This is a genomic window from Pseudoalteromonas ostreae, assembly GCF_018069805.1.
In the GTDB taxonomy this organism is placed as follows: domain Bacteria; phylum Pseudomonadota; class Gammaproteobacteria; order Enterobacterales; family Alteromonadaceae; genus Pseudoalteromonas; species Pseudoalteromonas ostreae.
This window is the reverse complement of sequence record NZ_JAGPYN010000013.1, coordinates 1-26611: the sequence shown is the minus strand read 5'-3', so window position 1 is coordinate 26611 and position 26611 is coordinate 1. Positions and strand designations below refer to the sequence as shown.

At 40.5% G+C, this 26611-nt stretch carries 17 protein-coding genes, 2 pseudogenes and 1 riboswitch; of the genes and pseudogenes, 5 read left to right on the top strand and 14 right to left on the bottom strand.

Annotated features, from left to right (window positions below; genetic code table 11):
* Positions 1-64: 64 nt before the first annotated feature.
* From J7338_RS11815 to J7338_RS11790, 6 genes are all read right to left on the bottom strand, one after another.
* Positions 65-3178 carry an HsdR family type I site-specific deoxyribonuclease gene (locus tag J7338_RS11815; protein WP_210797246.1) on the bottom strand — a complete coding sequence of 1038 codons (3114 nt, stop codon included), beginning with the start codon at positions 3176-3178 and terminating at the stop codon, positions 65-67.
* Positions 3175-4224, bottom strand: coding sequence for a virulence RhuM family protein (locus tag J7338_RS11810; protein WP_210797245.1), 1050 nt, complete (start codon positions 4222-4224; stop codon positions 3175-3177). Before J7338_RS11810 ends, J7338_RS11815 begins: the two co-directional genes overlap by 4 nt.
* The gene (locus tag J7338_RS11805; protein ID WP_228732976.1) at positions 4211-5797 is read right to left on the bottom strand and encodes an AAA family ATPase; all 1587 of its coding nucleotides are present in this window, start codon (positions 5795-5797) and stop codon (positions 4211-4213) included. Before J7338_RS11805 ends, J7338_RS11810 begins: the two co-directional genes overlap by 14 nt.
* A complete protein-coding gene (locus J7338_RS11800; RefSeq protein WP_210797244.1) occupies positions 5798-7000 on the bottom strand; it encodes a restriction endonuclease subunit S in 1203 nt (400 codons plus the stop codon).
* Positions 6997-8562, bottom strand: a complete 1566-nt coding sequence (locus tag J7338_RS11795; protein ID WP_210797243.1) for a type I restriction-modification system subunit M — start codon at positions 8560-8562, stop codon at positions 6997-6999. The genes J7338_RS11800 and J7338_RS11795 overlap by 4 nt, the downstream gene beginning before the upstream one ends.
* 165 nt (positions 8563-8727) lie before the next feature.
* Entirely contained in the window at positions 8728-8910 is a 183-nt protein-coding gene (locus tag J7338_RS11790) for an AlpA family transcriptional regulator (RefSeq protein ID WP_210797242.1), read from the bottom strand.
* A 370-nt stretch (positions 8911-9280) separates the two neighbouring features.
* On the opposite strand from J7338_RS11790, the gene J7338_RS11785 reads away from it, so the two are divergent.
* Together J7338_RS11785 and J7338_RS11780 are read left to right on the top strand one after the other, a co-directional pair.
* Positions 9281-9817 (top strand): YaeQ family protein, encoded by a 537-nt coding sequence (locus J7338_RS11785; RefSeq protein ID WP_210797241.1) that lies wholly within the window; start codon positions 9281-9283, stop codon positions 9815-9817.
* 28 nt (positions 9818-9845) lie between these two features.
* Entirely contained in the window at positions 9846-10442 is a 597-nt protein-coding gene (locus J7338_RS11780; protein WP_210797240.1) for a lipase family alpha/beta hydrolase, read from the top strand.
* Here J7338_RS11780 and J7338_RS11775 read toward each other — a convergent pair.
* Positions 10439-10648, bottom strand: coding sequence for a hypothetical protein (locus tag J7338_RS11775; protein WP_149982248.1), 210 nt, complete (start codon positions 10646-10648; stop codon positions 10439-10441). The genes J7338_RS11780 and J7338_RS11775 overlap by 4 nt on opposite strands.
* A 350-nt stretch (positions 10649-10998) precedes the next feature.
* On the opposite strand from J7338_RS11775, the gene J7338_RS11770 reads away from it, so the two are divergent.
* Entirely contained in the window at positions 10999-11472 is a 474-nt protein-coding gene (locus J7338_RS11770) for a Dps family protein (RefSeq protein WP_210797239.1), read from the top strand.
* Positions 11473-11601: 129 nt separating this feature from the next.
* Here J7338_RS11770 and J7338_RS11765 read toward each other — a convergent pair whose 3' ends face one another.
* The 4 genes from J7338_RS11765 to J7338_RS11750 form a co-directional block, all read right to left on the bottom strand.
* Positions 11602-13677, bottom strand: a complete 2076-nt coding sequence (locus tag J7338_RS11765) for a S9 family peptidase (RefSeq protein WP_210797238.1) — start codon at positions 13675-13677, stop codon at positions 11602-11604.
* Between the two features lie 102 nt (positions 13678-13779).
* Complete coding sequence (locus J7338_RS11760) at positions 13780-14346, bottom strand: chitin-binding protein (RefSeq protein WP_210797237.1); 567 nt, start codon at positions 14344-14346, stop codon at positions 13780-13782.
* Positions 14347-14465: 119 nt separating this feature from the next.
* A riboswitch (cyclic di-GMP riboswitch) is annotated at positions 14466-14556 on the bottom strand.
* A 133-nt stretch (positions 14557-14689) separates the two neighbouring features.
* On the bottom strand, positions 14690-17860 hold the full coding sequence (locus J7338_RS11755; RefSeq protein ID WP_210797236.1) for an efflux RND transporter permease subunit: 3171 nt from the start codon (positions 17858-17860) through the stop codon (positions 14690-14692).
* Positions 17861-17875: 15 nt separating this feature from the next.
* The gene (locus tag J7338_RS11750) at positions 17876-19054 is read right to left on the bottom strand and encodes an efflux RND transporter periplasmic adaptor subunit (RefSeq protein WP_210797235.1); all 1179 of its coding nucleotides are present in this window, start codon (positions 19052-19054) and stop codon (positions 17876-17878) included.
* A 279-nt stretch (positions 19055-19333) separates the two neighbouring features.
* Between J7338_RS11750 and J7338_RS11745 the strand changes: the two genes are divergently transcribed.
* A complete protein-coding gene (locus J7338_RS11745) occupies positions 19334-21850 on the top strand; it encodes a zinc-dependent metalloprotease (RefSeq protein WP_210797234.1) in 2517 nt (838 codons plus the stop codon).
* Positions 21851-22030: 180 nt separating this feature from the next.
* Here the strand turns inward: J7338_RS11745 and J7338_RS11740 are convergent.
* Together J7338_RS11740 and J7338_RS11735 are read right to left on the bottom strand one after the other, a co-directional pair.
* A pseudogene (locus J7338_RS11740) lies at positions 22031-22293 on the bottom strand (phenazine biosynthesis protein PhzF); the annotation flags it as partial.
* 121 nt (positions 22294-22414) lie between these two features.
* Positions 22415-23029, bottom strand: a complete 615-nt coding sequence (locus tag J7338_RS11735; protein WP_210797233.1) for a PQ-loop repeat-containing protein — start codon at positions 23027-23029, stop codon at positions 22415-22417.
* Positions 23030-23279: 250 nt separating this feature from the next.
* On the opposite strand from J7338_RS11735, the pseudogene J7338_RS11730 reads away from it, so the two are divergent.
* Positions 23280-23695: pseudogene (locus tag J7338_RS11730) on the top strand (PepSY domain-containing protein); the annotation flags it as partial.
* A 47-nt stretch (positions 23696-23742) separates the two neighbouring features.
* On the opposite strand, the gene J7338_RS11725 reads toward J7338_RS11730, so the two are convergent.
* Positions 23743-26583: a TolB family protein gene (locus tag J7338_RS11725; protein WP_210797345.1), complete on the bottom strand. Its 2841-nt coding sequence runs from the start codon at positions 26581-26583 to the stop codon at positions 23743-23745.
* Positions 26584-26611 lie beyond the last annotated feature (28 nt).

Sequence of the window (26611 nt, the reverse complement as noted above, 5' to 3'; positions counted from 1 at the left end):
AATACCACTGCGGTCTAACTACGACCTCAGGTTTATGCTGCACGGTTTGTATATATTTACGCCCCTAAACCTGCCCACCCACACCTTTAAACTTCTCAACAAAAGCGGCGATTTTCTGAAACACCGTTTGCTTCTGAGTTCGGTACTGTGGGTTCAATGGGCTAAGTTTGGGCAGCGCCTCATTAAGTGCAGTGCCATTTTCAGACGCGTACTCACGTTTGAGTGATGACGCAATATAGCGTTTGGCAGCATCGATATTGAGCTTTTCAGAGGCAATAATGGCATCGGCTTCGCGCTTCTGCTCCGCTTGGGCGAATTTGAAGAAAGCGTCGATAATGCTGGCTTTGTCATTGATCTCATCTAGGTTTGTCTGGTTAATAAAATCAACCACTAAGCTCTCTTTCGCTCTATTGCCAAGGCTACCGCGGATCATGCGACGAACTTCTTCAATCAAGCCTTCTTTACTCTTGTTCTTCTTATTGTGATCAAAAATCAGTTCAAGAATGTAATCAAGGTTAATTTCTTGAGATTTAAGCAAATCAACTTCAAAGACCACATCGTCCCAGTCTACCGTTGATTTATCTTTGTTCTGACCTTCTTTATCGCGTCGCAACCAGTCACGGGTATCATTGTAAGTAGAGCGATAATCTTGAATAGCACGTTCGCTCGGCATATCGATGGTTTGCATTGCCTCGATGTCTGCATCGTCCAGATAGTACTTTGACTTGAACTCTTTAACAGCTTGTTCATCACTGATATTTAAGCTTTGCAGTGCTTTTAATCCAGCAAACTCATCGTAGTTTTGTAAAATATTTTCTGCTTTGAGGTATTCACCAAACAGCTTGGCAAACTCTTTTTTATCTTGTTCTTTTTCAATATTTTCTGGGTTTGGAAAACGTTCTTGCAGCTCTTTTACAATATCAACAAAACCTCGACGCGCTTGTTTGTTAACAATATCGTAGAAGCCTTCCATGTATTCTTTGTAGCTCTTCTCCAACACCACATTTTTGGTGTTTTTGTCACCAAACAGGGTTATGGCATCAATTGTCGCCTGTTCCAAGTCACGGAAGGTAACAATATTGCCAAAGGTCTTAGTCGCATCATAAATGCGGTTAGTGCGAGAAAACGCCTGCATCAAACCGTGATAACGCAAATTCTTATCAACAAACAAGGTGTTAAGCGTGGGCGCATCAAAGCCCGTTAAAAACATACCCACCACGATGAGCAAGTCTATTTCTTGATTCTTAACTCGCTGGGCAAGGTCACGGTAGTAGTTCTGAAAGCCATTACTATCCACGCCGTAGTTAGATTTAAACATGGCGTTATAATCAGTGATCGCGGCGCTCAAAAACTCTTTCGCGCTACTATTCATGGCATTGACTTCAAAGCTCTCATCTAAAATATCACCAATGGCGTCCTGCTCTTCATTGGCAGCAAATGAGAAGATAGTCGCAATGCGCAAAGGTTTACTTCTAGGACCATGTTCAGTCTCGGCCTGCAATGTTTTGAAGTTTTCATAGTAAGCTTTCGCCGCATCAACACTACTTACCGCAAACATGGCGTTAAACCCTTTCGCGCCAGAATAAGCTCGATGCGTTTTCTGGTTAAAATGGCTCAGAATATACTGCGAGATTTCACTAATCCGCATCGGATGTAAAAACGCTTTCTTATTCTCGGCAGCACTGAGTTTTTTATCGTCTTGTTCAGTCTCAATGCTCTTAAATTGCGGGCGAACATCATTATAGTCCACTTTGAACTTGAGTACTTTCTCATCACGAATAGCATCAGTGATCACATATGTGTGCAACTGCTGGCCAAACACGTCCCCCGTGGTTTCTGCACCCAAAGCGTTTTCAGGGAAAATTGGTGTACCCGTAAAGCCAAACTGGTAGTACTTTTTAAATTTATTCTTCAGGTTTTTCTGTGCTTCACCGAATTGGCTTCGATGACACTCATCAAAAATAAAAACGACTTGCTTGTTGTAGATAGCTAAATCGCTTTCGCTTTTTATTAAGTTATTGAGCTTTTGAATTGTGGTAACAACAATCTTGTTATCGTCTTTATCCAGGTTGCTTTTTAGCCCTGCGGTACTGTCTGAACCGTTCACACTATCAGGCGAAAATCGCTGATATTCTTTCATAGTTTGAAAATCGAGATCTTTTCTGTCCACCACAAAAAAGACTTTATCTATACAGTCTAAATCGGTAGCCAAACGAGCAGCCTTAAAGCTGGTGAGTGTTTTACCTGATCCGGTGGTGTGCCATATATAACCGCCACTTTCTGGCTTAGCCCAATCTCTGCTGTTAAATGCACTTTTTATTTTCCATAAAATGCGCTCGGTGGCGGCAATCTGGTAGGGGCGCATTACCAGCAAAGTATTGCTGACATCAAACACCGAGTAACGCAAGATCACTTCAAGCAACGTCTCTTTCTGGAAAAAAGTGGCGGTAAAGTCTTTTAAATCCTTAATAAGCGTATTGTCAGATTTTGCCCAGTTCATCGTAAAGTCGAAGCTGTTTTTGTCACGTTTCGTGGTATTGGCAAAATAGCGCGTGTCGGTGCCATTAGAGATCACAAACAGCTGCAAGAACTTGTACAAAGAGTTATCGGCATTAAAACTCTCTTTGCTGTACCTATGAATTTGGTTAAATGCCTCTCGAATAGCCACACCACGCTTTTTCAGTTCGATTTGCACCAAAGGCAAACCATTAACCAAAATCGTCACATCATAACGGTTAGCATGGCTTCCCGTTTGTTCAAACTGCTTAATCACCTGTACTTTGTTGCGAGCAATAACTTTCTTGTCGAACAGGTAGATGTTTTCTATATGGCCATCATCAAAAACAAAATCGAAGATATAGTCACTATGCACCTTGCGGGTTTTGTCGAGAATATTGTCGCTGGGTGTATTCAGGTATTGCTCACAAAAGCGAGCCCATTCGGCGTCACGAAACTCGACCTTATTAAGGGCTTGTAGCTGTTTGCGCACATTCGCCAGCATGGCATCTGGCGTGGTTAGCGCGGGTAAATACTCATAGCCCTGGTTGCTTAGGTCCTGAATCAGCTCACGCTCTAAATCACCTTCGCTCTGAAAGTTTTCATTAACTTGCCAGTCTTTAGTGTATTTATCTAAAACAATAAAATTATTGGATTCTGCCACAGTTTTATAAGTCGTCATTCGTTTACATCCTTTTTCTTACTTCCATACCTAAGTAGCTTTTTAACTTCGCGGTCAAAGTCAGATTCTATTTTTTGTTGTTTGTTAAATTGCTCATAAGCTTCATGGGCTTTTTGCTCAGCCGCCTTGCGGGTTACATTGCCATAGCCTTCTAACACTTGGTACTCATTAAAGGCTAAAAACTTATTCACACTTTCAGCGAAGGCTTCCATGGTAAAAGCATTACGGCGTTCAATAATACCTTCTATGTAATCAAAAAATGCTGACACAGCGCGTTCGAGCTTTTTAATTTCATCTTCTGCTAAGTAGTTTTTCGCGATGGTCGTATCTGATTTAAGTATCCGCCCCTCAGGTGCATTTTTATAAGTTGACATACCCATTAATGGCTGACTGGCATCGGCTTTAAGTGCAATAATTTCAGCCGCAGTATGGCCGGTAATCGCAAAGTGAAACTTGTCTTGCACGTGGGCGTAAAATAAACGCGTAGTTTCTGATTTTGCATCGTAATCAATACTGCATTCAGCAAAAATATCGGTGATTTGCTGATAAATACGTCGCTCACTGGTGCGAATAGAGCGCACTCGTTCCAGCAACTCTTTAAAATAATCTTTACCAAAAAAACGGCCATTTTTAAGGCGTTCATCATCCATGGCAAAGCCTTTGATGATGTAGTCTTTAATCAACTGTGTTGCCCAAATCCTAAACTGGGTGGCTTGCGCTGAATTAACCCGATAACCAACTGAAATCACCGCATCTAGGTTGTAGTATTTCACCGCTTTGGTTTGGGTTTTGTCAGCTATCGCGCCATGTGCAGTGGTATGTTCCAAAATGGAACATACCAGTTGCTCTTGTAATTCACCGCTTTCAAAAATATTTTTTAAATGTTTGGTAATCGCCGGTCGCTGCACGCCAAACAGCTCTGCAATACGTTCTTGCGTCAGCCAAATGGTTTCACCACTAAGTAGCACTTCCACTTTAATGTCACCATTAGGCGCAGTGTAAAGTAAAAATTCAGAGGTTTGATCTTGTAGGCTAAGATTTGGCATTGGCTTTTCCTTGCAGTTTAAAACCATAGTTATTTAAAAGATGATCAAGTAAAAACTTCACAATTTGTTTCTCTGGTCCAGTTGGCTCGGCAACTTCTTCACTTGATAATGAACGATGACTATAAAAATGCATGACACGCTTTGCATATAAAGTTTTATCTTCAGGCAATAAATCTGTCCAATTTTGATAGCCCAAAAAAGACGCTGCTTTCTCATATAAATTACGTAATAAATTAAAATGAAAGCGTTGAACTTCGTTATCTTTTATCGCCTGCTCAATTAACTGTTTTAAATACAAATGATAGGAAAAACTAGAATTAGCACCGCCTTTTTTGTCTTTAAGCTCAAAATTGCCATCTTCAAATTTTTCCAGTAAATAACAAGAGTTGGCATTGAGTTCATTGTACAAAACATTAAAGAACAGCGGATTATGAGTAGAAACAATAAACTTTACGGTATGTTCTGGTGTACGTTTAATTAATTGTGCTAAATCGACAGCAAGCTCAATTAAATGATTTTCGTCTAATGAGCTTACAGGGTCGTCAATATAGATATATTCCAATTGGTTAAATTGGTCGGTTTCTCGATTCTCTAACTCAGGTACAGCGAGCACATCAATAACCTGATTAATTAAGGTATAAAAAATACTCCAAATAAAGTTGCTTTCTTCGCCTTTAGATATTTTTAGCGGTGGCAAATTTTCATCATCTCCGCGTTTAAAGGAAAAAGTGATCTCGGAAAATGCTGGAACTACATTTTCTCCGTTTTTATATTTTGGGTTAAATTGGGGCGTGAGCTTGTCGTTGGTATAACGCTGAAAGTTATCAATAATATTTTGGTCTTGCCCCTGATCTTTAACTTCTTTAAGAATCCAATCGGTAAACGTATTGGGTTGGATTTTTAGCTTCGGCTGGGCATCAGCATCTAAATCGTTATCCCAGTAAAATAAGTCTTCGGTAAACGCGTTGTAATATAAAATCTTGTGGCGCGAGAGTGGCGTTGACTCTACACCGTCAATCGCATCTTGCCCATCGCCTTTCGGCGCTATGATCTTTTTAAACTCACGCGACAAACGCGTTTTACCCGTGCCATTAAAGGCATAGATCAACTGCACTTTTTTATCAGTATTCTTTAATTTATGGGCAATCCCTGCAAGTGATTTTAAATACTCCCCATAAAATTCAGAAATATCACATTTCTTAACGGCCCAATGCCCCCGGTGAAATTCAAAATCATCGATATCTAATTTTTGTTGTTTCTCCTTTAGAAGGCCTCTGGTTAAAGGGTAGTAGTCTTTGTCAAATCTATACTTGATGCGTAAATTATTAGAATTAACTTTAATATCGGTGATTTCCCCAATTCTTGAATCAGCGACTTCATCCTCGACCGCAAACATGGTTGGCAGATTCTTGAGCTTATTTATTGCACCCTGATCTAATGATTGAAATTGCCCTTTGATAGAGGCTTCCGTGTATTCAAGAAACCTGTCTTTCGGAATCGTGAATTCCCCTTGATCGCCCGAGTAAAAGCTAGGCACGCTTGCCATGATCAGGTTGTACATTTGACCGCTCATTTACGCTGTTTCCTCCATAGGTTTGGGGAAGTTCAACAGTAAGTCGCGGTAGTATTCGTATTGCTTTTGACGTAACTCGATTTCGCGGGGGAGACCTTCTTGGATCGAAGTGGTTAAGGTGTCGAACTTATCCAAAATAGAAACTATTCGAGCCTGCTCAATAAGTGATTTTTTTGGGTCATTTGGAAAAGGAATTGGAACTGTGAGCTTTTTGACCATTGGAACTGTAAGTTGCGGGATCCCAGCCTCAGTACCACCAATGGGAGTCATATCTAAAACATAGTTTAAATATCTTGTACTGATTATATCTTTGTTGGCTATTAAAACAATTAGACGAATAATTGGTGTGAACTTAGCTTCGCGAACAGTGTGATATCCGACTTTAGCGCCTCGCGCAGAGATGGTTACTGCTTCGCTGTCAATTTTATAGTCATCAGTGAAACCATATAATCCTTTTTCGCCTGTAGCGTTTGCATAAATTGGATATGGGTATTCGTCGGTAGGCTCAGTCTGACCTTTAGAACTTTTTTTAGGTACATCTCCGCCAGCAGATATAGAGGTACAAATATGCTCTAATGTTTTCCATTCTACTCCTTCATTTTCAGCACTTAACAACTGGTCGCGGTAGTAGTTGTATTGTTTTTTCCGCATGTTAAGCTCGGCGGTCAGCTCGGCGGTCAGCTCGGCGGTCATAGCGGTAAATGCGTCCAGAATACGCACTATTTTAGCTTGTATTGCCAGCGATTTTTCTTGGTTATCTGGGCATGGGATGGGGATTTTTTTAGCACAGTAATTACTAATCCATTGCCGTTTATGATCACCTTCAATCAAGTCACTCGGTAGCGTATTCATCCAATAATATACGTACTTCAGCATGAACTTCGACTCATCACTGGATTTAATCATTTTCATTGCTGAGGATTTAGCTTTAAAGTCGAAATCAACCCATTTATTAGCAGTAGTGAAGTCATCAAAAATGATTACAGGATTTTCTGAAGCTCGATTTATCCCGTCTATTTCGTCCGTATAACCTAAAATAAAAGTCTTGCCCGCAGTTAATACAGGGACCTCAAACGAATCATCATAGTTTTTCGTTTTTACGAGATATTTTGTCGGCTGTTCGTATTGTGTTACATCCCCTAAAGCTAATTCTTTAAGCTCAACACCACCCAAGAGTTTCTCTAAATAGCTCAAATGACTCATGCCTCAAGCTCCTCACCTTCAATTTCCGCCACAATGGCGTCAATATCACAGCGAAGCGCATCAATTTTAGCAACGGTGGTTTTAAGTTCGGCATTAAGCTCTGTAATGTCCACTAGCTCACGGTTGTCTTTCGCTTCTACATAACTGCTTACCGAAAGGTTATAGCTATTGGCTGCAATGACATCTAAATCAACGGATTTGGCAAAGTGACCCACGTCCTCTTTGCTGGCAAACACTTTCATGATGTCTTCGATGTGCTGATTGGTGATAACGTTGGTATTGGTTTCCTTTTTAAAGTAAGCCTCGCCACTGGCATCTATAAACTGGGTGGTAGTGTCGGTTTTGTGTTTAGACAGCACTAAGATATTTACCGCAATGGTGGTGCCAAAGAACAGATTTGGTGCCAATGAAATCACGGTTTCAACATAGTTGTTATCAACCAAGTATTGGCGAATTTTTTGCTCAGCACCGCCGCGGTAAAAAATACCGGGAAAGCAAACAATCGCAGCACGACCTTTGCTTGATAGGTAACTCAGCGCATGCAATACAAAAGCAAAGTCGGCTTTTGATTTAGGCGCTAATACGCCAGCGGGCGCAAAGCGGTCATCGTTAATTAAGGTTGGGTCGTCGCTACCAATCCATTTCACTGAATAAGGTGGATTAGAGACAATCGCATCAAACGGCTTGTCGTCTAAAAAGTGCGGTTCGGTTAAGGTATCACCCAATTGAATATTGAACTTGTCGTAGTTAATGTTATGTAAAAACATGTTCATACGCGCCAAGTTGTAGGTGGTGTGGTTGAGCTCTTGACCAAAAAAACCATCTTCAATGATATGCGCATCAAAATGCTTTTTGGCTTGTAGCAGCAACGAACCAGAACCCGCCGCAGGATCATAGATTTTATTCACACTGGTTTGGCCATGCATGGCGAGCTGCGCGATCAGTTTTGAAACGTGCTGAGGCGTAAAAAATTCGCCACCTGATTTACCCGCATTGGCAGCATAGTTTGAAATAAGGAACTCGTAAGCATCACCAAACAGATCGTTTTCGTTGTCTTCAAATTGAGTGATATTTAAGCCAGCCACGCCTTTTAACACAGCTGCTAGGCGTTTGTTTTTTGCTTCTACCGTATTACCTAAGCGATTACTGGTGGTATCAAAATCCGCAAACAAGCCTTTTATGTCTTTTTCTGAATCATAGCCATTGGCTGAGTTTTCGATTGCAGCAAAAATAGCCGCCAAATCCGTATTTAAATTTTCGTTCTTATGCGCATTAGCCGCCACATTGCTAAACAACTGGCTTGGAAGGATAAAATATCCTTTCGTACGGACTGCATCATCTTTTGCAGCTAGAATGTTTTCATCATCATCGTCCATGGCAGCATAATTAACACTTTCATCACCGCCTGTGATGTAACCAACAAAGTTCTCACTGATAAAACGATAGAACAAAGTACCCAACACGTACTGCTTGAAGTCCCAACCATCTACTGAACCTCGCACATCATTAGCAATAGCCCATATTTGTCGTTTAAGCTCAGCACGTTGTTGATTACTTGTCATTTCTTTATTCCCGTAAAGTACGTTATTTGATATTAAGCCGCATATTTTAGTAAGTCAGATAAAGCCAATACGAGCTTTATCTGACTTACTTTTCATCCAAATAATACTACCACAAATTCTATATAATCAATCTGCTGCTTCAGTTTATAAATAGTTTTATTTTCTTTACACTTCCCTTTCACCAATTCTTTCCATTATCCAATCATCAACTTCTGACTCAAGCCAAGCTACCGATTTGGCACCTAACGATACTTGCTTTGGAAATGAGCCTTTAGTTATAAACTCATAAATTGTTGAACGACCAAGTGATGTTTTTTGTATAACTTCTTTTAATTTGATTAAACGCATGGAATTTCTCCGGTTGGTTATTAGTTCATAACCTTACAGAGTATGTAATTTTTAACTGGCTCAGGATATACTCATACCACCTTAAGGTCTGAGTTTCAGTTGGAATTAAAATTGATTTAGGCAAGGCATTGATTGCAAGTAATAGTGGTTCTATTGTTAAAATCAATAACGCAGTATCAATCGCTTTTAAACCAATCCTTAGGACGTTTCACAGCAACTTGCTCTCTGCGTTATGGCTACTTAACAGTGACTACTCTTTTGCAAAGTTACGCCTTGGTATTAACCCCCAGTGAAACGCTGGGCTCTGTATCTTGAGGTGGTTTGGGTATTAATGCGCTATACTGGCGAAAATTTTTTTAAATAAACTGTTATGGCTCTTAAATCGACGATTATTAAAGCGCAGTTATCGCTAAGCGATATGGACCGCAACGTATACCAAGACTTTAATTTAACCTTGGCACAACACCCTTCAGAAACCGAGCAACGCTTGATGATCCGCTTGCTTGCCTATGCACTTAATGCGTGTGATGGTTTAGAATTTACCAAGGGGCTATCGGCTGATGATGAACCAGAGCTGTGGCATAAAAGCTATAGCGATGAGATCGAGCTGTGGGTTGAGCTTGGTTTACCTGATGAAAAGCGTGTTAAAAAAGCCTGTAATAAAGCTAAAAAAGTGGTGCTATACACTTATGGTGAAAACAACCAAGCAATTTGGTGGCAAAAGCATCAACCTAAATTGTATGAGTTTAAAAATTTAAGCATTTTTAGTTTAGATTTTGCTGCAACTCAAGCACTGGCAGCGCTGGTTGATCGCAATATATCGCTGACGATTACCATTCAAGATGGTGATGTATGGGTGAGCTCTGATTCAGTTAACATTGAAATAAAACCTGTACAATTAATGTAATTGTAGGTTCAATAGATTTTGAGGGTGTATGACGACTAAACGCGTTGTGGTATTACACGGATTGTATATGTCTGGCTTTGTAATGCGCCCTTTATGCTCGCAGCTCGAAAAATCTGGGCTGGATATTCTCAACCTCTCTTATAATACATTGTCTCCCGATCGCGCCGCTATTTTTAAACAAATTGATAATTTTATTGATAATAAAAGTACAGCACTCGTGTGTCACTCAATGGGCGGACTGGTGGCGCGAGCCTATTTAGCAGCAAATTCAGAGCAAAGCCAAAACGTTGAAAAAGTCATCACCTTAGGCACACCGCATAAAGGCAGCCATATAGCCCGCAGAATGCAGCAAAAAGGCTTTGATGTTTTTTTAAAAAACAGTGTGGAATTTTTACTGACCGTAAATGGTGATTGGCCATTTAATGCCAAGCTTTATAGTATTGCTGGCGACTTACCGATCGGCCTCATGCCGCTAATTGCCAAAGGCAGTCAATCAGATGGTACTGTATTACTTGACGAAACCAAGCTCAATGGCATGGCAGAACATAAAGTGTTTCATTTAAGTCACACCAGTATGATCTACTCACGCCAAGTGATGAATTATATTGTTGAGTTGCTGGTTTAATCTTCTGCACTAGCAGCCACTTTATAGGCAACAAATGCAATGATTGCTAAGATCAGTGGTGTTGGCGCTGCGATATAACCAAAGGTATCAAAGTTAGCAAAGCTTGCTCCTGCTAAATGGCCGACTAAGCCAACTACAAATGCAATCAACGCTATGCCAATAACAACTAATTCCATTTTACTTTCTTTTTGTGTTTTAGCCTGCATGTTATCTCTCCATGTAATTAATCTAGGTTGATTATGCGCCGACTAAAAATGCAAATTTTGACCTAAATCAAATAACCACTCGCCATGTAATAGCTTGCTATAAAAGCTTGTTTTAGATCATCTTATTGTATTTTTATTAAACGATTTGCGGTTATTTTGATTTTTGGGGTGGTTTTTTAAAGATTGGAGCCCATCTCTATTGTGCGAACAAGTTGATTACTACAGCAGGTTGGCTAATAGGTAAAATCTATTGAGGTTATCAATTTTAACCATTTTACAGTTCATTAATTATGGCTAATACTTGCTCTCAGTCATTCAAAAATATCTTATCAGTTTATTAAGGAGAAGTTATGTCACAGGTAAACGCAATCGGCCTTAACAGCGCTAAAAGTGAAGATATCGTCAAGTCACTCAATACCCTGCTAAGTAGTTATCAAATTCAATATATGAATGCCCGTGGTTTTCATTGGAATATTAAAGGTCGCAACTTTTTTGAACTACACGTTAAATTTGAAGAAATTTATAATCTACTGCTATTAAAAGTAGATGAAATAGCTGAGCGTATTTTAACGCTTGATGGCGCACCACTGCATGCATTTTCTGACTACTTAGAGATCAGCAAAATTAAAGAAGCAAAAAATATCAGTGATGGTGAAGCTGCCGTAGAAAACTTGCTCGCAGGTTACAGTACCTTAATTAAAATGCAGCGCGATATTTTAGAGCAAGCAAGTGATGCACAAGATGAAGGTACGGCTTCATTGATGAGTGATTATATAACTGAGCAAGAGAAGCTCGTGTGGATGCTTAAAGCATATTTAAATTAAGACTCCGATAACAAAAACGCCACTGTTAAAAGTGGCATTTTTATTGTTTAAAATCAAAGCGATGAACTTACTAATCGCTTCAACAATAGCTACCTTAGCAACTAAACTCGATTACATAAAACAGTAAACTTAATCAGCCAAACTGATAAAAAAGGCCATCTCTAATGCTTTTTCTTCCAAGCTTTTAAAACGCCCTGATGCACCGCCGTGACCAGCATCCATATCGGTTTTAAACACCAAAATATTATCGTCAGTTTTATATTCACGCATTTTAGCCACCCATTTCATCGGCTCCCAATATTGCACTTGCGAGTCATACAGCCCCGTAGTAACTAATATATTCGGATACGCCTGAGCAGCAATATTGTCATACGGTGAATACTTTGCAATCACATCATAATAAGCTGGGTCATTTGGATTGCCCCATTCATCGTATTCATTGGTGGTGAGCGGAATTGATTCATCCAGCATAGTGGTTAGCACATCTAAAAATGGCACATGGCAGCCCACACCTAAATAAAGCTCAGGAGCTTGATTGACAATCGCCCCCATTAGTAAGCCACCAGCACTACCGCCTGAAGCAAACACTTTATCTTTCGCACCATAACCTTGTTCAACTAATGCTTTGGTTACATCAATAAAGTCGTTAAAGCTATTTTGTTTATACTGCTTTTTACCTTGTTCATACCAATCACGTCCCAGCATTTCACTACCACGAACATGCGCTATCGCATACACAAAACCACGGTCGAGTAAGCTTAGTGAAGTGCTCGAAAAACTCGGATCGATGGTTATGCCGTAGGCTCCATAACCGTATTGAAATAACGGGTTAGTACCATCTTTTTTAAATAACTCTTTACGATAAACCAGTGACACAGGTACTTTCACACCATCTTGGGCGGTGATCATTAATCGTTCTGAGACATAATTTTCAGCATCAAATCTACCCAGCACTTGCTGTTGTTTAAGTAGTGTTTTATCGCCAGAACTTAAGTTAACCTCATAAAGTGACCCTGGTGTGGTCAAGCTTGAATAATAGATGCGAGCCGATTGAGAGTTTGGTTCAGGATTCATAGCCACTGATGCATAAAAGCAAGGATCATCAAACGCTAAGGTCATACGCTGCTGTTGCTTATTGATCACTACAAAGCGGGTTTGTCCCTGCTCTCGCTCAGTTAACACTAAAAAATCGTTAAATAATTCAACGCCTTCAAACAACACCTCTTCTCTGTGAGGCGTATGTTCAAACCACTGATTTCTATCTGCAATAGTTGCCGCTGTTGCAGTCATTAAACGAAAGTTTTTGGCTTGCCAATTGGTTACGATATAATACATGTCGCCGAGTTTATCAACATCAAACTCGTGGCCTTCCTCGCGTGGCATTAATTGGGTAAATTCACCGAGTGGCTGATCAGCATCTAACACCCAAGTATCGTTCGTTTCTGTAGTGGCTAAATCAATAATAATTAGGCTTTCATCACGGCTTTTACCTAAGCCCATAAAAAAACTACGATCTTGCTCTTCATAAACCAGTACATCGTGCGCTTGGCTAGTACCTAAAACATGGCGATAAACTTGGTAACCGAGTAAGGTTTTTAGATCTTTCTTAACATAAAATACGGTTTTATTGTCGTTTGCCCAAACGATTTGGCCTTCGGTGTTTTCTAATACATCGTCAAGTAAACCATCGTTATCAATGATCTTAAACTTTACGGTATAGATACGGCGACCATCAATATCTTCAGAGTAAGCCAACAATTGTTCATTAGGACTAATTGCCACTTCGCCCAACTCATAAAATTCATAGCCTGATGCCAGCATATTTACATCTAACAATAGTTGCTTATCTACCGCATCTATTTGACGACTACGGTAATGACGAGAATACTCATCATCACCACGAACTTCAGAGTGATACCAGTACTGACCATCTTTAACGGGAAAAGTATTGTCATCTTTAACTATACGCTCTTTTAGCTCGTCAAATAATGCGGTTTTCAGTGGCTTAATTGGCGCTAACTGCTGCTCACAATAATCATTTTCAGCAGCTAAATGTGCCAGCATCGCTGGCTCTGTACGTTCGTCATCACGCATCCAATAATAATCATCAATGCGTATTTTTTGGTGTGTTGTTAACGTGTGCGGCTGTTTACGTGCAACAGGAGCATTTAAAAGTGAAGACAACGATAAGTTTGATAGAGCCACAGAAAAACCAATAAAAAATTTCGATGGCTGGAGTTTAACATAATTTTCAAAAGTACATAAAAAAGCCCACTCAAAGTGTGGGCCGAAAAATGCTAACTAGCATTAAGGGGAAACTTGCTGCCAGGCCAGATGCCAACTTTGTCCCACGCCAGGCTCATATAATGGGTTTTTTTCTTCTTTTACATTGCAAAACTGACTAAAAGGCCAAGGCTTGCATTTATAAATTAAGCCTGTTTTTGGCTGTAATACCTTTACTCCTGCATTATAAACACCACACTTTTCAGGGTAGATGTAATCATATTCAGGCTTAACAGCTTGGTAATCATCACATTTAGCTATACATTGAAACGTTAATTCCGCACGAATAATCCCGCAACCTTCAAGTGCATAGATCTGATTGGAACGATAAGCAACAACCAAGCCTTGCTCAGTCATTCTTCCAGCTTCAACTAGTGGTATATGGGTATTAATATACTCAGCCACATAACGTGGCCAATTATGTGGCTCACCTTGTTCTTCGGTGATAATTTCATATTTAAATGATAAATCGACTAGCTCTCCTTGCGTGTCATAAAAAGTCACTGTCACCATATCACCTACAAATAATTGGGTATGATGATTTAGACAACCTATTGGCATCCAATTTCCACAGGCTAATGACGTATGCATAAACAAAGCACCACCTTAAGAATATCTAATAGATACTATCCAATATTAATTAGATAAAAGAAATACTTTTTAACTATATAGTAGGGCTGATGACACACAGTGAGGCTAATATTACCCAGTGCAACGGCCCCACTATCTTAGTTTTATTACTAAAACCTTAGACCGAAAACTTTGCGTCCTAACCTTTCGATTAGTTTGCCAAAACAGCGGGAGTATAATGTGCCATAGCTCAAAGATCAAACTAAAGAATGTAACTGCCAATAAAAACCAATACTTAGGTATATAAAAACAAAAAGCCAATACATCATATATTGGCTTTGAAAGTGTATAGTAACGAATTAAACTAGCTATCTAATTGCTGTACTTTTCTACGTTTAAATAAGCGTCCAATCATAGTGAGTAAAGCTTTAAACACCTTACCTATATCGCTCATTATGATGTACAAACACGGTACTAATATTAACGTGATTAAGGTTGCAAACATTACTGCAAACCCAAGCGCTACAGCCATAGGTATTACAAATTTTGCCTGTAAGCTGGTTTCAAACATAATCGGCAATACGCCCGCAAAGGTCGTGATTGATGTCAGCAATATTGGTCTAAAGCGGGCACAACCTGCCTCTATCACCGCATCTTTAATCGCGATACCTTCTCGGCGAGCTTGGTTAACAAAGTCGGTCATCACCAGCGAATCATTAATAACCACGCCCGCTGCGGCAATGATACCAAAGCCCGACATTAAGGTTAGATCTAAGCCAAACCAATAATGCCCCCATACTGCCCCCGTCAAACTAAATGGGATCACCGACATCACAATCAAAGGTTGTGCGTAACTTTTCAGTGGTACAGCTAATAAGATATACACTAGGATCATGCCACCAACAAAGAACATTTTTTGCTGGTTGGCTTGTGCTTGTTGCTCTTCAATAGCGCCACCAAGCTCAGATTTAACACTTGGGAACTCTTCTTTGAGTTGTGGCAATAATTTATCTTTAACTTGATTAATGACTTCGTTTGGCTCAATCACTTCTTCGTCAATATTGCCATAAACATACACGGTACGATAACCACCTTCGCGGCGAATATAGCTAATACCCGGTTTTTCAGTCAGCTCAACCACATCGCCTAGTAATACTTCTTTACCTTGCGGTGTGGTGATAACCGCATGCTTGAGCGATGAAAACGCTTCACGGGTTAATTTCGGGTAACGCACCATCACCCGCACTTCTTCACCACGGCGAATTACACGCTGCGCTTCACCACCGTAAAAACTGGCGCCAACTTGGTTTGCTATTGATGCTAAGTCTAAGCCTAAATCATACGCGACTGGTTTTAAGCTCATTTGCACTTCTTTACTTGCTGGGTCGATGGTGGAGCTAATATCAAATAAGCCTTCTTGCTGCTGCAATAATTGAATAAATCGACGTCCGGCATCATTTAATGTGTCGATATCTGAGCCATAAAGCAAGTAACCAAACTCACCATCACCACCATCTGGACTATTTACATCATCATAAATCGTTAACGACTTAACGCCAGCAATCACAGGCATCTGTTCACGCCAACGACGAGAAAGCTCAAATGCATTATAAGGGCGTAAATCTTCTTCAACCAATGGCGCTAGTAATTGTGCTTCTGTGCGGCCTTGATTAAAAACTAAAACATCTCTAATTAGTTTTTGACCATATTCGCGCTCAGTGTCTTTATCAACGGCAATTACCATTGCCTCAATTTCACGAATTGCTTCAATAGTTTGCATATCTGAAACATTGTCGTTCATCTCTAGGTTAATTTGCGGATAATCATGCGGGATCTTCGGCATAAAGCCAGTACGCACTTGATTTGATGCAATTAAGGAAAAAGTAATAATTAGCAACGCAACAAACGAGAAAAATACCGCCCAACGCCATTCAACACAGCGTACAATAAAGCGCCTATATGGCCCATTTACAAAGCCAAAAAAGCGTTTGTTAAAACGCGCACGCCAGCTATCTGGTTTAATTGGCGGGAAGTTAGTATGGGCAATATGCGCCGGTAAAATCAGTTTTGATTCGATTAAGCTAAATATTAAACACAACATAACCACAACGGCAATCCCAAAAAAGAATGCACTTTCAGGGCCTGTCGATAACGTAAATGGCGCAAATACCGCTACTGTGGTTAACACCCCAAAGGTTGCTGGGGTTGCGACTTTTTTAGCACCGTTGACAACATTAACAACTCCGCCGCCTTTTTTCTCTATTTCGGTGTAGGCGCTTTCTCCGATGACAATGGCGTCATCCACCACAATCCCTAACACCATAATAAAGGCAAATAATGACAAGATATTAATGGTTACACCAAACAGCGGCATCATCATCATGGCGCCTAAAAAGCACACCGGCAAGCCAATCATTACCCATACCGCAAGCTTAAAACGTAAAAACAAAGAAAGCATAATAGCGACTAAAATTGCACCTTGGATCAGGTTGGTTACCATCATATCTAAGCGAGCATTTAAGTAATAGGTCATATCCATTAATGGCTCTAAGCGTACACCCGGCGGTAAGTCTTTATTTTTTTGATCAATAAACGCTTTAACTGAATCCGCAACCGGAATAATACTTTGATCTTCCGTCGCTTTTACCGATAAATAAACCGCATTCTCACCATTAAACTTAAAGTAACGCTCTCCTTCGGTGAACTGATCTTTAATAATCGCAATATCTTGCAGTAAAACTTTTGCGCCGTTATTACCAATTTTTACCGGTATTTGGCGAAACTCCTCACCTGAATACAGTTGATTTTCAACTCGTACAGAAATAACCCCAGCATCGGTTTTTAATTGTCCTGCTGAAAAGTTGGCTGAATAACGACGCACAGCATCAGCGACTTCGCTTAAGGTTAAGTTGTAACGACGTAATGTGTCTGGTTCAATCTCAATGGCAATTTCATCCAGTGGTACATCATTGACCACCAGTGATACATTTGATAGCTGTAATAGCTCATCTTCAATGCGGTTAGCTATCGGTTTGAGCTCATTCAGTGGTAGGTCGGCAACTAATGTCATGCCTATTACATCTTGGCGAAACTCTATTTGACTTATGGTGACCGGCTCCATGCCTGCGGGGAAAGTCGCAATCCCATCGACCCGCAGTTTAATCTTATCCAGCACATCGGTGAGCTCTGCATCAGTATTGATTTCTAGCTGGGCGCTGCCGCCGTTACGAAATGCGCGATATACACCTTTTTTAATTTCGGTAATATCTTTTAAAGACTCTTCAATCTTAACGAGGATACTTTCCTCCATCTCTTGCGGTGACGCGCCAGGGTAATTCGCATCAATTGTAATGTAATTAATTTCAATGTTCGGGAACATTTGTCGTTGAATGGTTAAAAAACTAATGATCCCCATTACTATAATGAAAACCATCATTAAATTAGCCGCTACAGAGTTATTAGCAAAGTAGGCAATAATACCAGTCTGCTTTTCAACCGTTGAGTCTGGCGTATTTGGTAGTTCAGTGTTACTCATAACGCAGTCTACCCTTTATAGTTTTTCAGTAGCTGCACTATCGAGTGCATCAACTTTTTTAACATCCTGCACACCAGCGATTTTCACTGCCATGCCTTTTTGCGGATACTCTGGTAAGGTAATAACCAATTTATCATCAGCTTCTAAGCCATCGCTAATATAAAAGAACTCTCCCTCTTCGCGGATCACTTTCACTTTACGTGGCTCAAGTTGCTGATCATCATTAACAATCCATACCATTTGGTTATTCACCAGCTCTTGCGGTAAACGGTAGATATTATTAAGCATAGTGCCAGCAAAATTGACTTGTACATAACTGCCATATTTAATTGCCTGCTGCTTATTAACCAATCCATATGGGTCATCTATACGAACAACTAAGTTACTCATACGAGTTGCGCTATCAATAATACCTAAATCACGATCCACCACAGCTTCACGGGTAAATCCGTGTAAACCAGTTTTAATTACCGTTGCTCTAATACCTTTAACTCGATCAGGTAAAAATACACTATCAAAACCCGCGATAGGAATAATCACTTCGGCTGTTTCAATGTTATTTAACTCGCCGATTTGTGTGCCCATATTAATATACTGGCCTACACCAATATCGCGGCTCACAATCAGTGCATCATAAGGAGCTGTTACTTCGCAATTATCTAAATCACGTTGCGCACGCTTTAATCGTGCTTGTGCTGATTTAACAGATGCTTGTGCGCTCAGGACTTGCGGTTCGCGTAAAAACAAGGCTGTGCGCTCTTTACCTGGGAAGCGTTTTACTTCATCTGCTGCAACTTGCGCTTGCGCTTGCTCTTCGATGAGTTGCGCTTGAGCTTGTGCAAGTTCAGCTTCAGCTTGTAATAAAGCGGCTTGATAGTTATCTTTTTCAATAGTGAATAATGTTGCGCCACGAGCAACAACCCCACCAGCCACAAAATTAGGATGCCAACTAACCACTTCACCCGACACTTGTGCTGATAAATACGTGCTCTCCAATGGCCTAACCTCACCATAGCTATTAATGATAACCTGATGGTTATTAGCAGCCACAGGCTCAACCTTAACAACCGGCCGTGTATCAACAACTTCTTTTTTTTCTGGTTCTTGGGCAATTGCATTTATCCCAACAAAACCTGCAATTCCTACGCTAAGAGCGACAAAAGGAAGCGTCCATTTCAAAATACGTGTTCGCATAATCAATACCCTTAAATTTCTACTAGGGCCATAATAACAGAGCTATATGAAACATTAACGTGACATTTGTAAGGAACTGTTACAAAAAATTCAAACCTTCACACAAGAGTGCTTAACTCTTATTTCAAAATCACTTGTCATATTTTGATACAAAAAAATAGTAACTATAAATCAATATGTTAATGGTTATTCTTGGAGTTTTATCTTAGATTTGTTTTATCCAAAGCCGATTTGGGTACACTGAATACGATTTTTAACAAGTAAAACAAAGAGCATAAAATGAAGTTAACAACCCTTACGCTAGCATTAAGTTTAGCTTTAGCGACCAACGGCCACGCTTTGGCCGCAGATAAAAAAGACGATAAAAAAGAAAAAAACATTGCTGAATTAATCAAGGATAAAACCGAATTTGCCGGTATATTTAGCCTCTACCAAGATGAAAAAACCGGCGAACACCTCATGGTAATTGATGAGTCACAACTTGATACCCCGTTTGTGTACTTTGCCCACACAGTTGATGGCGTTACCGACGCGGGGCACTTTCGCGGTGCATACCGTGAAACTAAACTCATCGAATTCAGAAAATACTTTGATCGTATTGATATCGTCAGTAAAACGCCTCGTTATCAATTTGATGAGAATAGCGCTATCGCCAAAGCAGCTGATGCAAACATTAGTGAAGCAGTACTTGCCAGCATAAAAATTGAAAAACAAGAACAAGGCAAAATAGCCTTTAATGTAAATAAGCTATTTTTAAGTGAAGCATTGCATAAAGTATCTCCTTCGCCAAACCCTGACGATAAAAATGCCAAAAAGCGCTTTAAAGTTGGCAAATTGAGCGATAAGAAATCGCGCATTATCAAACAGCGTCCTTACCCTAACAACTTAGACGTTGTTGTAGATTACGTATTCGAGAACGCCAACCCAAGTGTTCGCGGCTCTAGTGCAGTCAGCGATCCTCGCAATGTGTCAGTAAAAATACAGCATTCATTTGTAGCATTACCAAAAAATAGTTACCAGCCGCGTATTGATGATGCACGAATTGGTTACTTTACTAATCAGTTTGACCAAATGACCTCTGCTGATTGGGCACCTTATAAAGATGTAATCAAACGTTGGGATTTACAAAAGAAAGATCCAAGTGCCGAATTATCTGAGCCTGTAAAACCAATTACTTGGTGGATCGAAAATACCACCCCTATTGAGTGGCGCGACACTATTGCAAAAGCGACCCTAGCATGGAATAGCTCATTTGAAAAAGCGGGTTTTAAAAATGCTATTGAAGTAAAGATCCAGCCTGACGATGCCGATTGGGACGCAGGCGACATCAACTACAACGTGCTACGTTGGACTTCATCACCAAAGCCACCATTTGGCGGCTACGGTCCAGCCCTAGCAAACCCATTAACCGGTGAAATTTTAGGCTCAGACATCATGCTTGAGTTTGTATTTATGAAAAATCGCTGGATTTACGATACGCTATTTACACAAGGCACTATGAGCCACAGCAATGGTGCTGCTAATACCGATGAACTAAACTGCTCGCTAGGACATGAAATACAACAAAATATGATGCTAGCAAACAGCCTTTCAACCGGTGCAAGCATTGAAGAAAAAGAAATATTACGTCAAGGTTTAACCCAACTAGTGTTACATGAAGTTGGCCACACACTAGGTTTAAACCACAATATGAAATCATCCATTTTGTGGAATGAAAAAGACGTTCACGACAAAAATAAAACACAAGGGATCGTAACAGGGTCAGTGATGGATTATGCCCCTGCTAATATTGCTCCTATTGGTATGGCTCAGGGTGATATTTTCCAAACCAAGCCTGGTCCTTATGATGATTGGGCAATAAACTACGGCTACAGCGCAGCACTTAAAGATGAAGCAGCAGAACAAGCTCGTCTTGATAAAATACTTGCTCGCTCAAGCGAACATGCGCTTGCCTTTGGTAATGATGCCGACGACATGCGTGCTCCAGGGCGCCATATAGACCCTCGCGTGATGATAGGTGACTTGTCGTCTAACCCTGCAGCTTATGGTGCAGATAGAATGGCACTGATCAATACGCTCTTTTCAGAACTTAAAGATAAAGCTACAGTAAAAGGCGAGTCTTACCAACAGCTTGTTACTTCTGCTAACAGCCTATTTGGCCAATACCGTGCACAAGCAGGCGTGGTATCTCGTCAAATTGGTGGGGTTTATGTAGAGCGTGCCGTCGTGGGCGATGAAAATGCAGCTAAGCCTTTTACACCGGTGCCACTTGAGCGCCAAACCCAAGCCATGCAAATTTTAGCGAAAAATGTATTTGCCCCAGATGTACTTACCAGCATGCAGCCTCTATATAACTACATGCAACAACAACGTCGCGGCTTTAATCATTACGGCAAAAATGAAGATCCAAAACCACATAAAATGATTTTGGGGATGCAAAAATCAGTATTAGCCCAATTACTCCACCCCGCTGTTATGCAACGCATCTCAGACACGGCACTATACGGTAATGAATATAGCTTAAGTCAGTTTATGAACGATTTAACGGCGAGTATTTTTATTGATAGTAAAGCGGCTAATTCAATCAGTCATAACTTGCAAATTGAATATGTCAATCAGCTAATTGCTATCGCGGGACTAGGTAAGCCAAGCAAGCACGATAACTTAGCAAAAACCGCAGCGCTTTATCAATTAACTCAAATTGCAGACAGCAGCACGCCATGGGGTGCAGATACAGCGACAAAAGCACATAAAAAGTATCTCGATCGCCTAATCAATAAAGCGCTCGAAGCATAACTAACCACGCAATAATAAGGCCGCCCCTTCAAGTGTGGCCTTTTTATTTTTAAAACCGAACACCTACGTGTTCGATATCGAACAATTATAATGAAAAAAATAATGAGTTAGATCTTGTTGTTGTGCAATTACAGTGTGCAAAACATAATTACCAACCGCAGCTAGCTAACACTGAGCATGGGCTGTTGCTACCACATCATTAAGCAACGCAGAGTCTGTTTTAAGGTTTAAAACATCTTGCTCATTATTGTAAATAGCAAAGTAAGCTTGTTTGTTTTTCAACACCTTAACGGGTTGTATAGACAAGCCAGATAATGGTTCACTGGGTACTTCTGGCAAGTCTCAGGGGCTTGCTTTGGGGAGGTCATAGCAAAACTGCCATCAGCTTGACGGCAGGTAAACGCAGTTTCGGAGACATTATTTTCTGTGCCAATGTTTAACATCAGCTCGTTAGTGAAAGCGTCTATTTGATAGATTGTGAGTTACATTTTGCTCAATTTATCAGGCTAAGTTTCTAATAACTTGTCACAAATTGAGCTAAAAGAGCATTAGATTTATCTAATGTTAAGCTGCGACAGGGCGCATTTTATAATACTGAATACAACCAAGTTGCGCGGCATTAGTCAGTAAGATCATCACAAACGTTAAAAGATGCGAAATACTTGGTGCTGCCATCGCTAATTCTGCAAATAACCCACACACACCTGCGATAAACTGCAAACTAAAATAACGAGCACTTAGGTTGCTAATGTCACCACTGCGTAAAGTTTTATAGGTTTGTGGCATGACTCGTACCGAACTCATGACCAAGCCAACAAAAGTAAGCCAAGTAAGTACGTTAGCAGTCTCTAGCTGTGGGTTTACTAACAATAAAAACGGCAACAGTGAAAAACCTAGCATCGCAGCTAACTGAGTTCGCTCTCTAGTTTTGGCGTTATATCGAGCAAAATAATACAAGATTAAGCCACTTAAACACCCGGTCACCACAAATGGTAGCACCATGTAGTAACGTTCAAAAAAGAGATTAAATGCAATAAAGTAAATACTTTGCGCCACCCCAAAGGTCATCATTAATAATGACAAACCCGATACACTGCGGTTTTTTCTGACTTTATTGAGTAGCGGTAAAAAACTAAACACTAAAATAAATGATGATAAAATAGGCAGGTAATGCGCCAAAGTAGACCTCGCTCGTTAGTAATTGATTAATAAGTTAGCAGCTTATAAACAAAACAATAAATCAATGTAAACCACTGTTTTTATATGCTTTATGTAAGGCGCGGCATTGTAAAGGTCCTATAAAAACAAGCAACCATTTGTACAAAATAAACTCACTGTTACTGCGGCAAGTTAAGCTTACAGTTTCCATTTTTAGACTGACACTTTACCGTTAGCAAGAAAGCACCTTATCGCATAGAATTGAAATAACATTGATAAATTAATAGCGGTTGCTGAGCATGAATTTCCTAGCTATGTAGTAGGTCGTTGGGAAATATTTAATGACGATACTGCTGATCGGGTTTATTTAATCGAACGCGATGCCGACACTTGGTATAAATTTCATATCAATCAATATTTTGGTAACGTTTATTTTCAGTACGCTTCAAGGCGACGCTGCAAATTATACTAAGCGATATTCATAAAATGACAGGGGTACTTGGCTCACCCATTATTCTAATTTTGGCGATCACTGGCGGCTACTTTAATTGGGCTGTGTGGTATCACGAAGTAGTCGAACACGCAGAAGAACAGCATTTTATACTCACTAAAAACTTACATAGCAATACCATTAACTTTCAAGCCATTCTAGATGACTGCAAAAAACAAATCCCAACATTTAATACTTAACGTAGACAAAGCGATAATAGAGGCTCCTTGAAGCCTCTATTAATTTACAATGAGTAATAAAACCCGAGCCAGCCTCTCAGCTCATCATCAAAGCTGTCACCTTCGACTCTAACTAAACCAAGATCAAAGTTCAGGTCATTTAAACCGGCAGGACCTAAGCCGAATGTGAACGACCCTTGCCATTTCATACCATAGCTTTGCCCGTATACCTGTTGGTCAATCTGATGCTGTTGATAGTAAAACCATGGCATGCCTTCTGCCCAGCTAATACCTCCACCATAACCTTGATAGCGTTTGCCAATAGCGCTGTAAAAGGGCAGTTCAGGTGCAAAAACAAAGTCACTGCGAATATTTTTTGATAACAACGAAGAGCTAAAACCACCTAATCGCAACTCACTATCATCTCTATATTGCTGGCTATAATTAGCATACATAGGGATTGCCAGCGCTTTACCAAATAGCTGCGCAGCAAAATCATAGCCCTGCCAATTCTGCGTGTCGCTATCGCCACTATACCAACGCACATCAATCGCTTGGCCAATGGCATAATCTTGTCTGTCATAGCTCCAAGATTGCTTCAAGCCGACTCCCAGCCACTGTGAGCTATGCTCTTGGTTGCTATTTGCATCATCAATGTCTGAGTAGTTATAGGCCAGCTCTGGTTGAATTCTAAACTCCCCAAAGCGTAGTGGTAAACTTGCAGCAAGGTAGCCACCTTGTACTGACTGTTCATTTAACAAGCTACGCTGATATTGCTTGCTAGCATTCAAATCATAAGAAAATAACTGGCTGTCAAACTTGATTGCAAGCGCACTGTAGCGTGCTTGGGCATAAATGCCTTGCAGTGCAGTGTCATGTAAATCAATGCTGTAACCTAACTGCCAATCAAGCTGTTTAAGTAAATCACTGCCTTTGATGCTCGCGCTCAGCAAAGCAGCTGAAGCAGAGTGATACTGTTCACCTAGTGCAAACGTGGCTTTTTGTTGCCATATATCATAGCTCGTTTGCTCCCCTATAGGCTGTTGATACACTTTTGCTTGCGGTAAAGTGTGCTGATTAACTAGCAATAATGGCGCAATACTGTTAGTTGCAAAATCGGTTATTTCTTCTTCGTTATTATTTACCTGTAGCTGCATAATGTCAGGGCCATCACTACTGATTGAAAAATACAGTAATTCGCCTGTTTTGAATGGCAGAGGGTTCGCTACCACTTGCTGACCTTGAGTTAGTTTATAAAGACGTTGCGTAGTTAAATCATAACGATAGATGTCAGTTGCCCCCGTAAGGCCCGCAACAAAATAAAGCTGCTTGCCATCCGCACTCCAACTTGGTTGTGATAAGTATTGATATCCCTTAGGCATTGGGGCGGCAATTAATTTTTGGCTATCCAGATCTTGTATATACAATTGCCAATTATGATTAAACTCAGTTTTAAGAAAGGCGAGTTGCTGCTGATCAGGGCTAATTACTGGATAGTCATAAACCGTTGCTAAGCTTTTTTCGAATAATGGTTGAGCATGGCCGGTTTGTAAATCAACTCGCACTAACTCTGAGTAACCCCCTTTAACCTGTTCTCCATAAAGTGTTCGTCCATTATCTGCAATACTAAAGCGCCGCAGGCCAGCTAAATCAGTTAGTTTGGTAACTTCACCGGTTTGCGTATCCCAGCTAAATATATCTGATATACGCTGATGATCGATGTGATCAACTCTGCTATAAGCTGAAAAATACAACACGTTGTCATTTAGCCATTGTGGGTTTTGAATACCCGCACGGTTGATTTGATTCAAGACTTGCTTTTGCTTACGCTTAAACACCTTAGGTGGTTTATCAGCAACATCTTTAGGATCATCAGCGAGTAGCTCTTGTTGCTCTTGGTTAAACTCTTCTGCAGCTTTGAGATTATCCTCAGTACTGTAGAGTTTTAACTGCGTTTTACCGTCTTGATCACGCTCCACCACCGCAAGTTGCTCGCTATTTGGTGATAAAGTGGGACCACTAGCATAATGATCTAATGCCAACCAAAGCTCACTAGTAAGTGACTGTTCACTTCTCTCTTTACTCATTGCTTGATAGGTATACTCAGCAATAAAACGTCGATACAGCTTACTCGCAGAGCCACCAAATACCCCTTCGAATGCGGCATCAAATTCGCGTTGCTTAACCCCTTGCATGCGCGTCCAAACTGCATCAAGGGTTTGCTCTGAATAGTTTTTTTCTAACCAAGCTAAAAACCGAGCGCCCATTAAATACGCCATAGAACCGGCCAAATAGCCACCATCGCTGCTGTTTAACTGGCCATAGCTGGGTAATGCGCCTTGTTGAGCAAACTCAGTTAGAATTGCTTCGCTGTAATTATCAAATAATCGCCCGCGGCCAGTCATTTTTGATTCAAGTAATGTTGCGTAACCCTCTGCCACCCAGCGAGGCATCTCGCTGTGTGTTATATCGTATAAATCCCAGATATTCCTGAGCTCTTGACGCCATTTACTGCGGGTAGGTTGTGCTAAATGCACTAGATGAATATATTCGTGCAGTACCAGTAATTGCTGCCAACCACTATTATTTGAGATCACTGTATCTGACTGCGGTGGTGTAGTCAAAAGCGCCATCAATGGCTTATTTGAAACCGGTAATGCAAAACCATTAGCGGCATTGAGTGGATCAAACACCACCACATCAACCGCTTCATCTAAAGCACGGTTTTGTTGCTCAAGCACTTTGCTGCGCACTATTTCAAGCTCATTGGCCGCAGAGCGTGCCCAATCAGCGTTATCTTGACTGTAATGAACATTAAAGTGTTCTGTATAAATAGTTTGCCACTGAACCGTAGCCTGTGCATGCGTGGCGAATAATAGTGACGTTGCTAGTAAAGTTCTTTTCATCATGGTCCCTGATCATTTCTTCTATAAT

Excerpts from the sequence above, each read along its gene's own strand:
- J7338_RS11815 (WP_210797246.1), bottom strand. The coding sequence starts at position 3,178 with ATGACGACTTATAAAACTGTGGCAGAATCCAATAATTTTATTGTTTTA.
- J7338_RS11810 (WP_210797245.1), bottom strand. The coding sequence starts at position 4,224 with ATGCCAAATCTTAGCCTACAAGATCAAACCTCTGAATTTTTACTTTAC.
- J7338_RS11805 (WP_228732976.1), bottom strand. The coding sequence starts at position 5,797 with ATGAGCGGTCAAATGTACAACCTGATCATGGCAAGCGTGCCTAGCTTT.
- J7338_RS11800 (WP_210797244.1), bottom strand. The coding sequence starts at position 7,000 with ATGAGTCATTTGAGCTATTTAGAGAAACTCTTGGGTGGTGTTGAGCTT.
- J7338_RS11795 (WP_210797243.1), bottom strand. The coding sequence starts at position 8,562 with ATGACAAGTAATCAACAACGTGCTGAGCTTAAACGACAAATATGGGCT.
- J7338_RS11790 (WP_210797242.1), bottom strand. The coding sequence starts at position 8,910 with ATGCGTTTAATCAAATTAAAAGAAGTTATACAAAAAACATCACTTGGT.
- J7338_RS11785 (WP_210797241.1), top strand. The coding sequence starts at position 9,281 with ATGGCTCTTAAATCGACGATTATTAAAGCGCAGTTATCGCTAAGCGAT.
- J7338_RS11780 (WP_210797240.1), top strand. The coding sequence starts at position 9,846 with ATGACGACTAAACGCGTTGTGGTATTACACGGATTGTATATGTCTGGC.
- J7338_RS11775 (WP_149982248.1), bottom strand. The coding sequence starts at position 10,648 with ATGCAGGCTAAAACACAAAAAGAAAGTAAAATGGAATTAGTTGTTATT.
- J7338_RS11770 (WP_210797239.1), top strand. The coding sequence starts at position 10,999 with ATGTCACAGGTAAACGCAATCGGCCTTAACAGCGCTAAAAGTGAAGAT.
- J7338_RS11760 (WP_210797237.1), bottom strand. The coding sequence starts at position 14,346 with ATGCATACGTCATTAGCCTGTGGAAATTGGATGCCAATAGGTTGTCTA.
- J7338_RS11755 (WP_210797236.1), bottom strand. The coding sequence starts at position 17,860 with ATGAGTAACACTGAACTACCAAATACGCCAGACTCAACGGTTGAAAAG.
- J7338_RS11750 (WP_210797235.1), bottom strand. The coding sequence starts at position 19,054 with ATGCGAACACGTATTTTGAAATGGACGCTTCCTTTTGTCGCTCTTAGC.
- J7338_RS11745 (WP_210797234.1), top strand. The coding sequence starts at position 19,334 with ATGAAGTTAACAACCCTTACGCTAGCATTAAGTTTAGCTTTAGCGACC.
- J7338_RS11725 (WP_210797345.1), bottom strand. The coding sequence starts at position 26,583 with ATGAAAAGAACTTTACTAGCAACGTCACTATTATTCGCCACGCATGCA.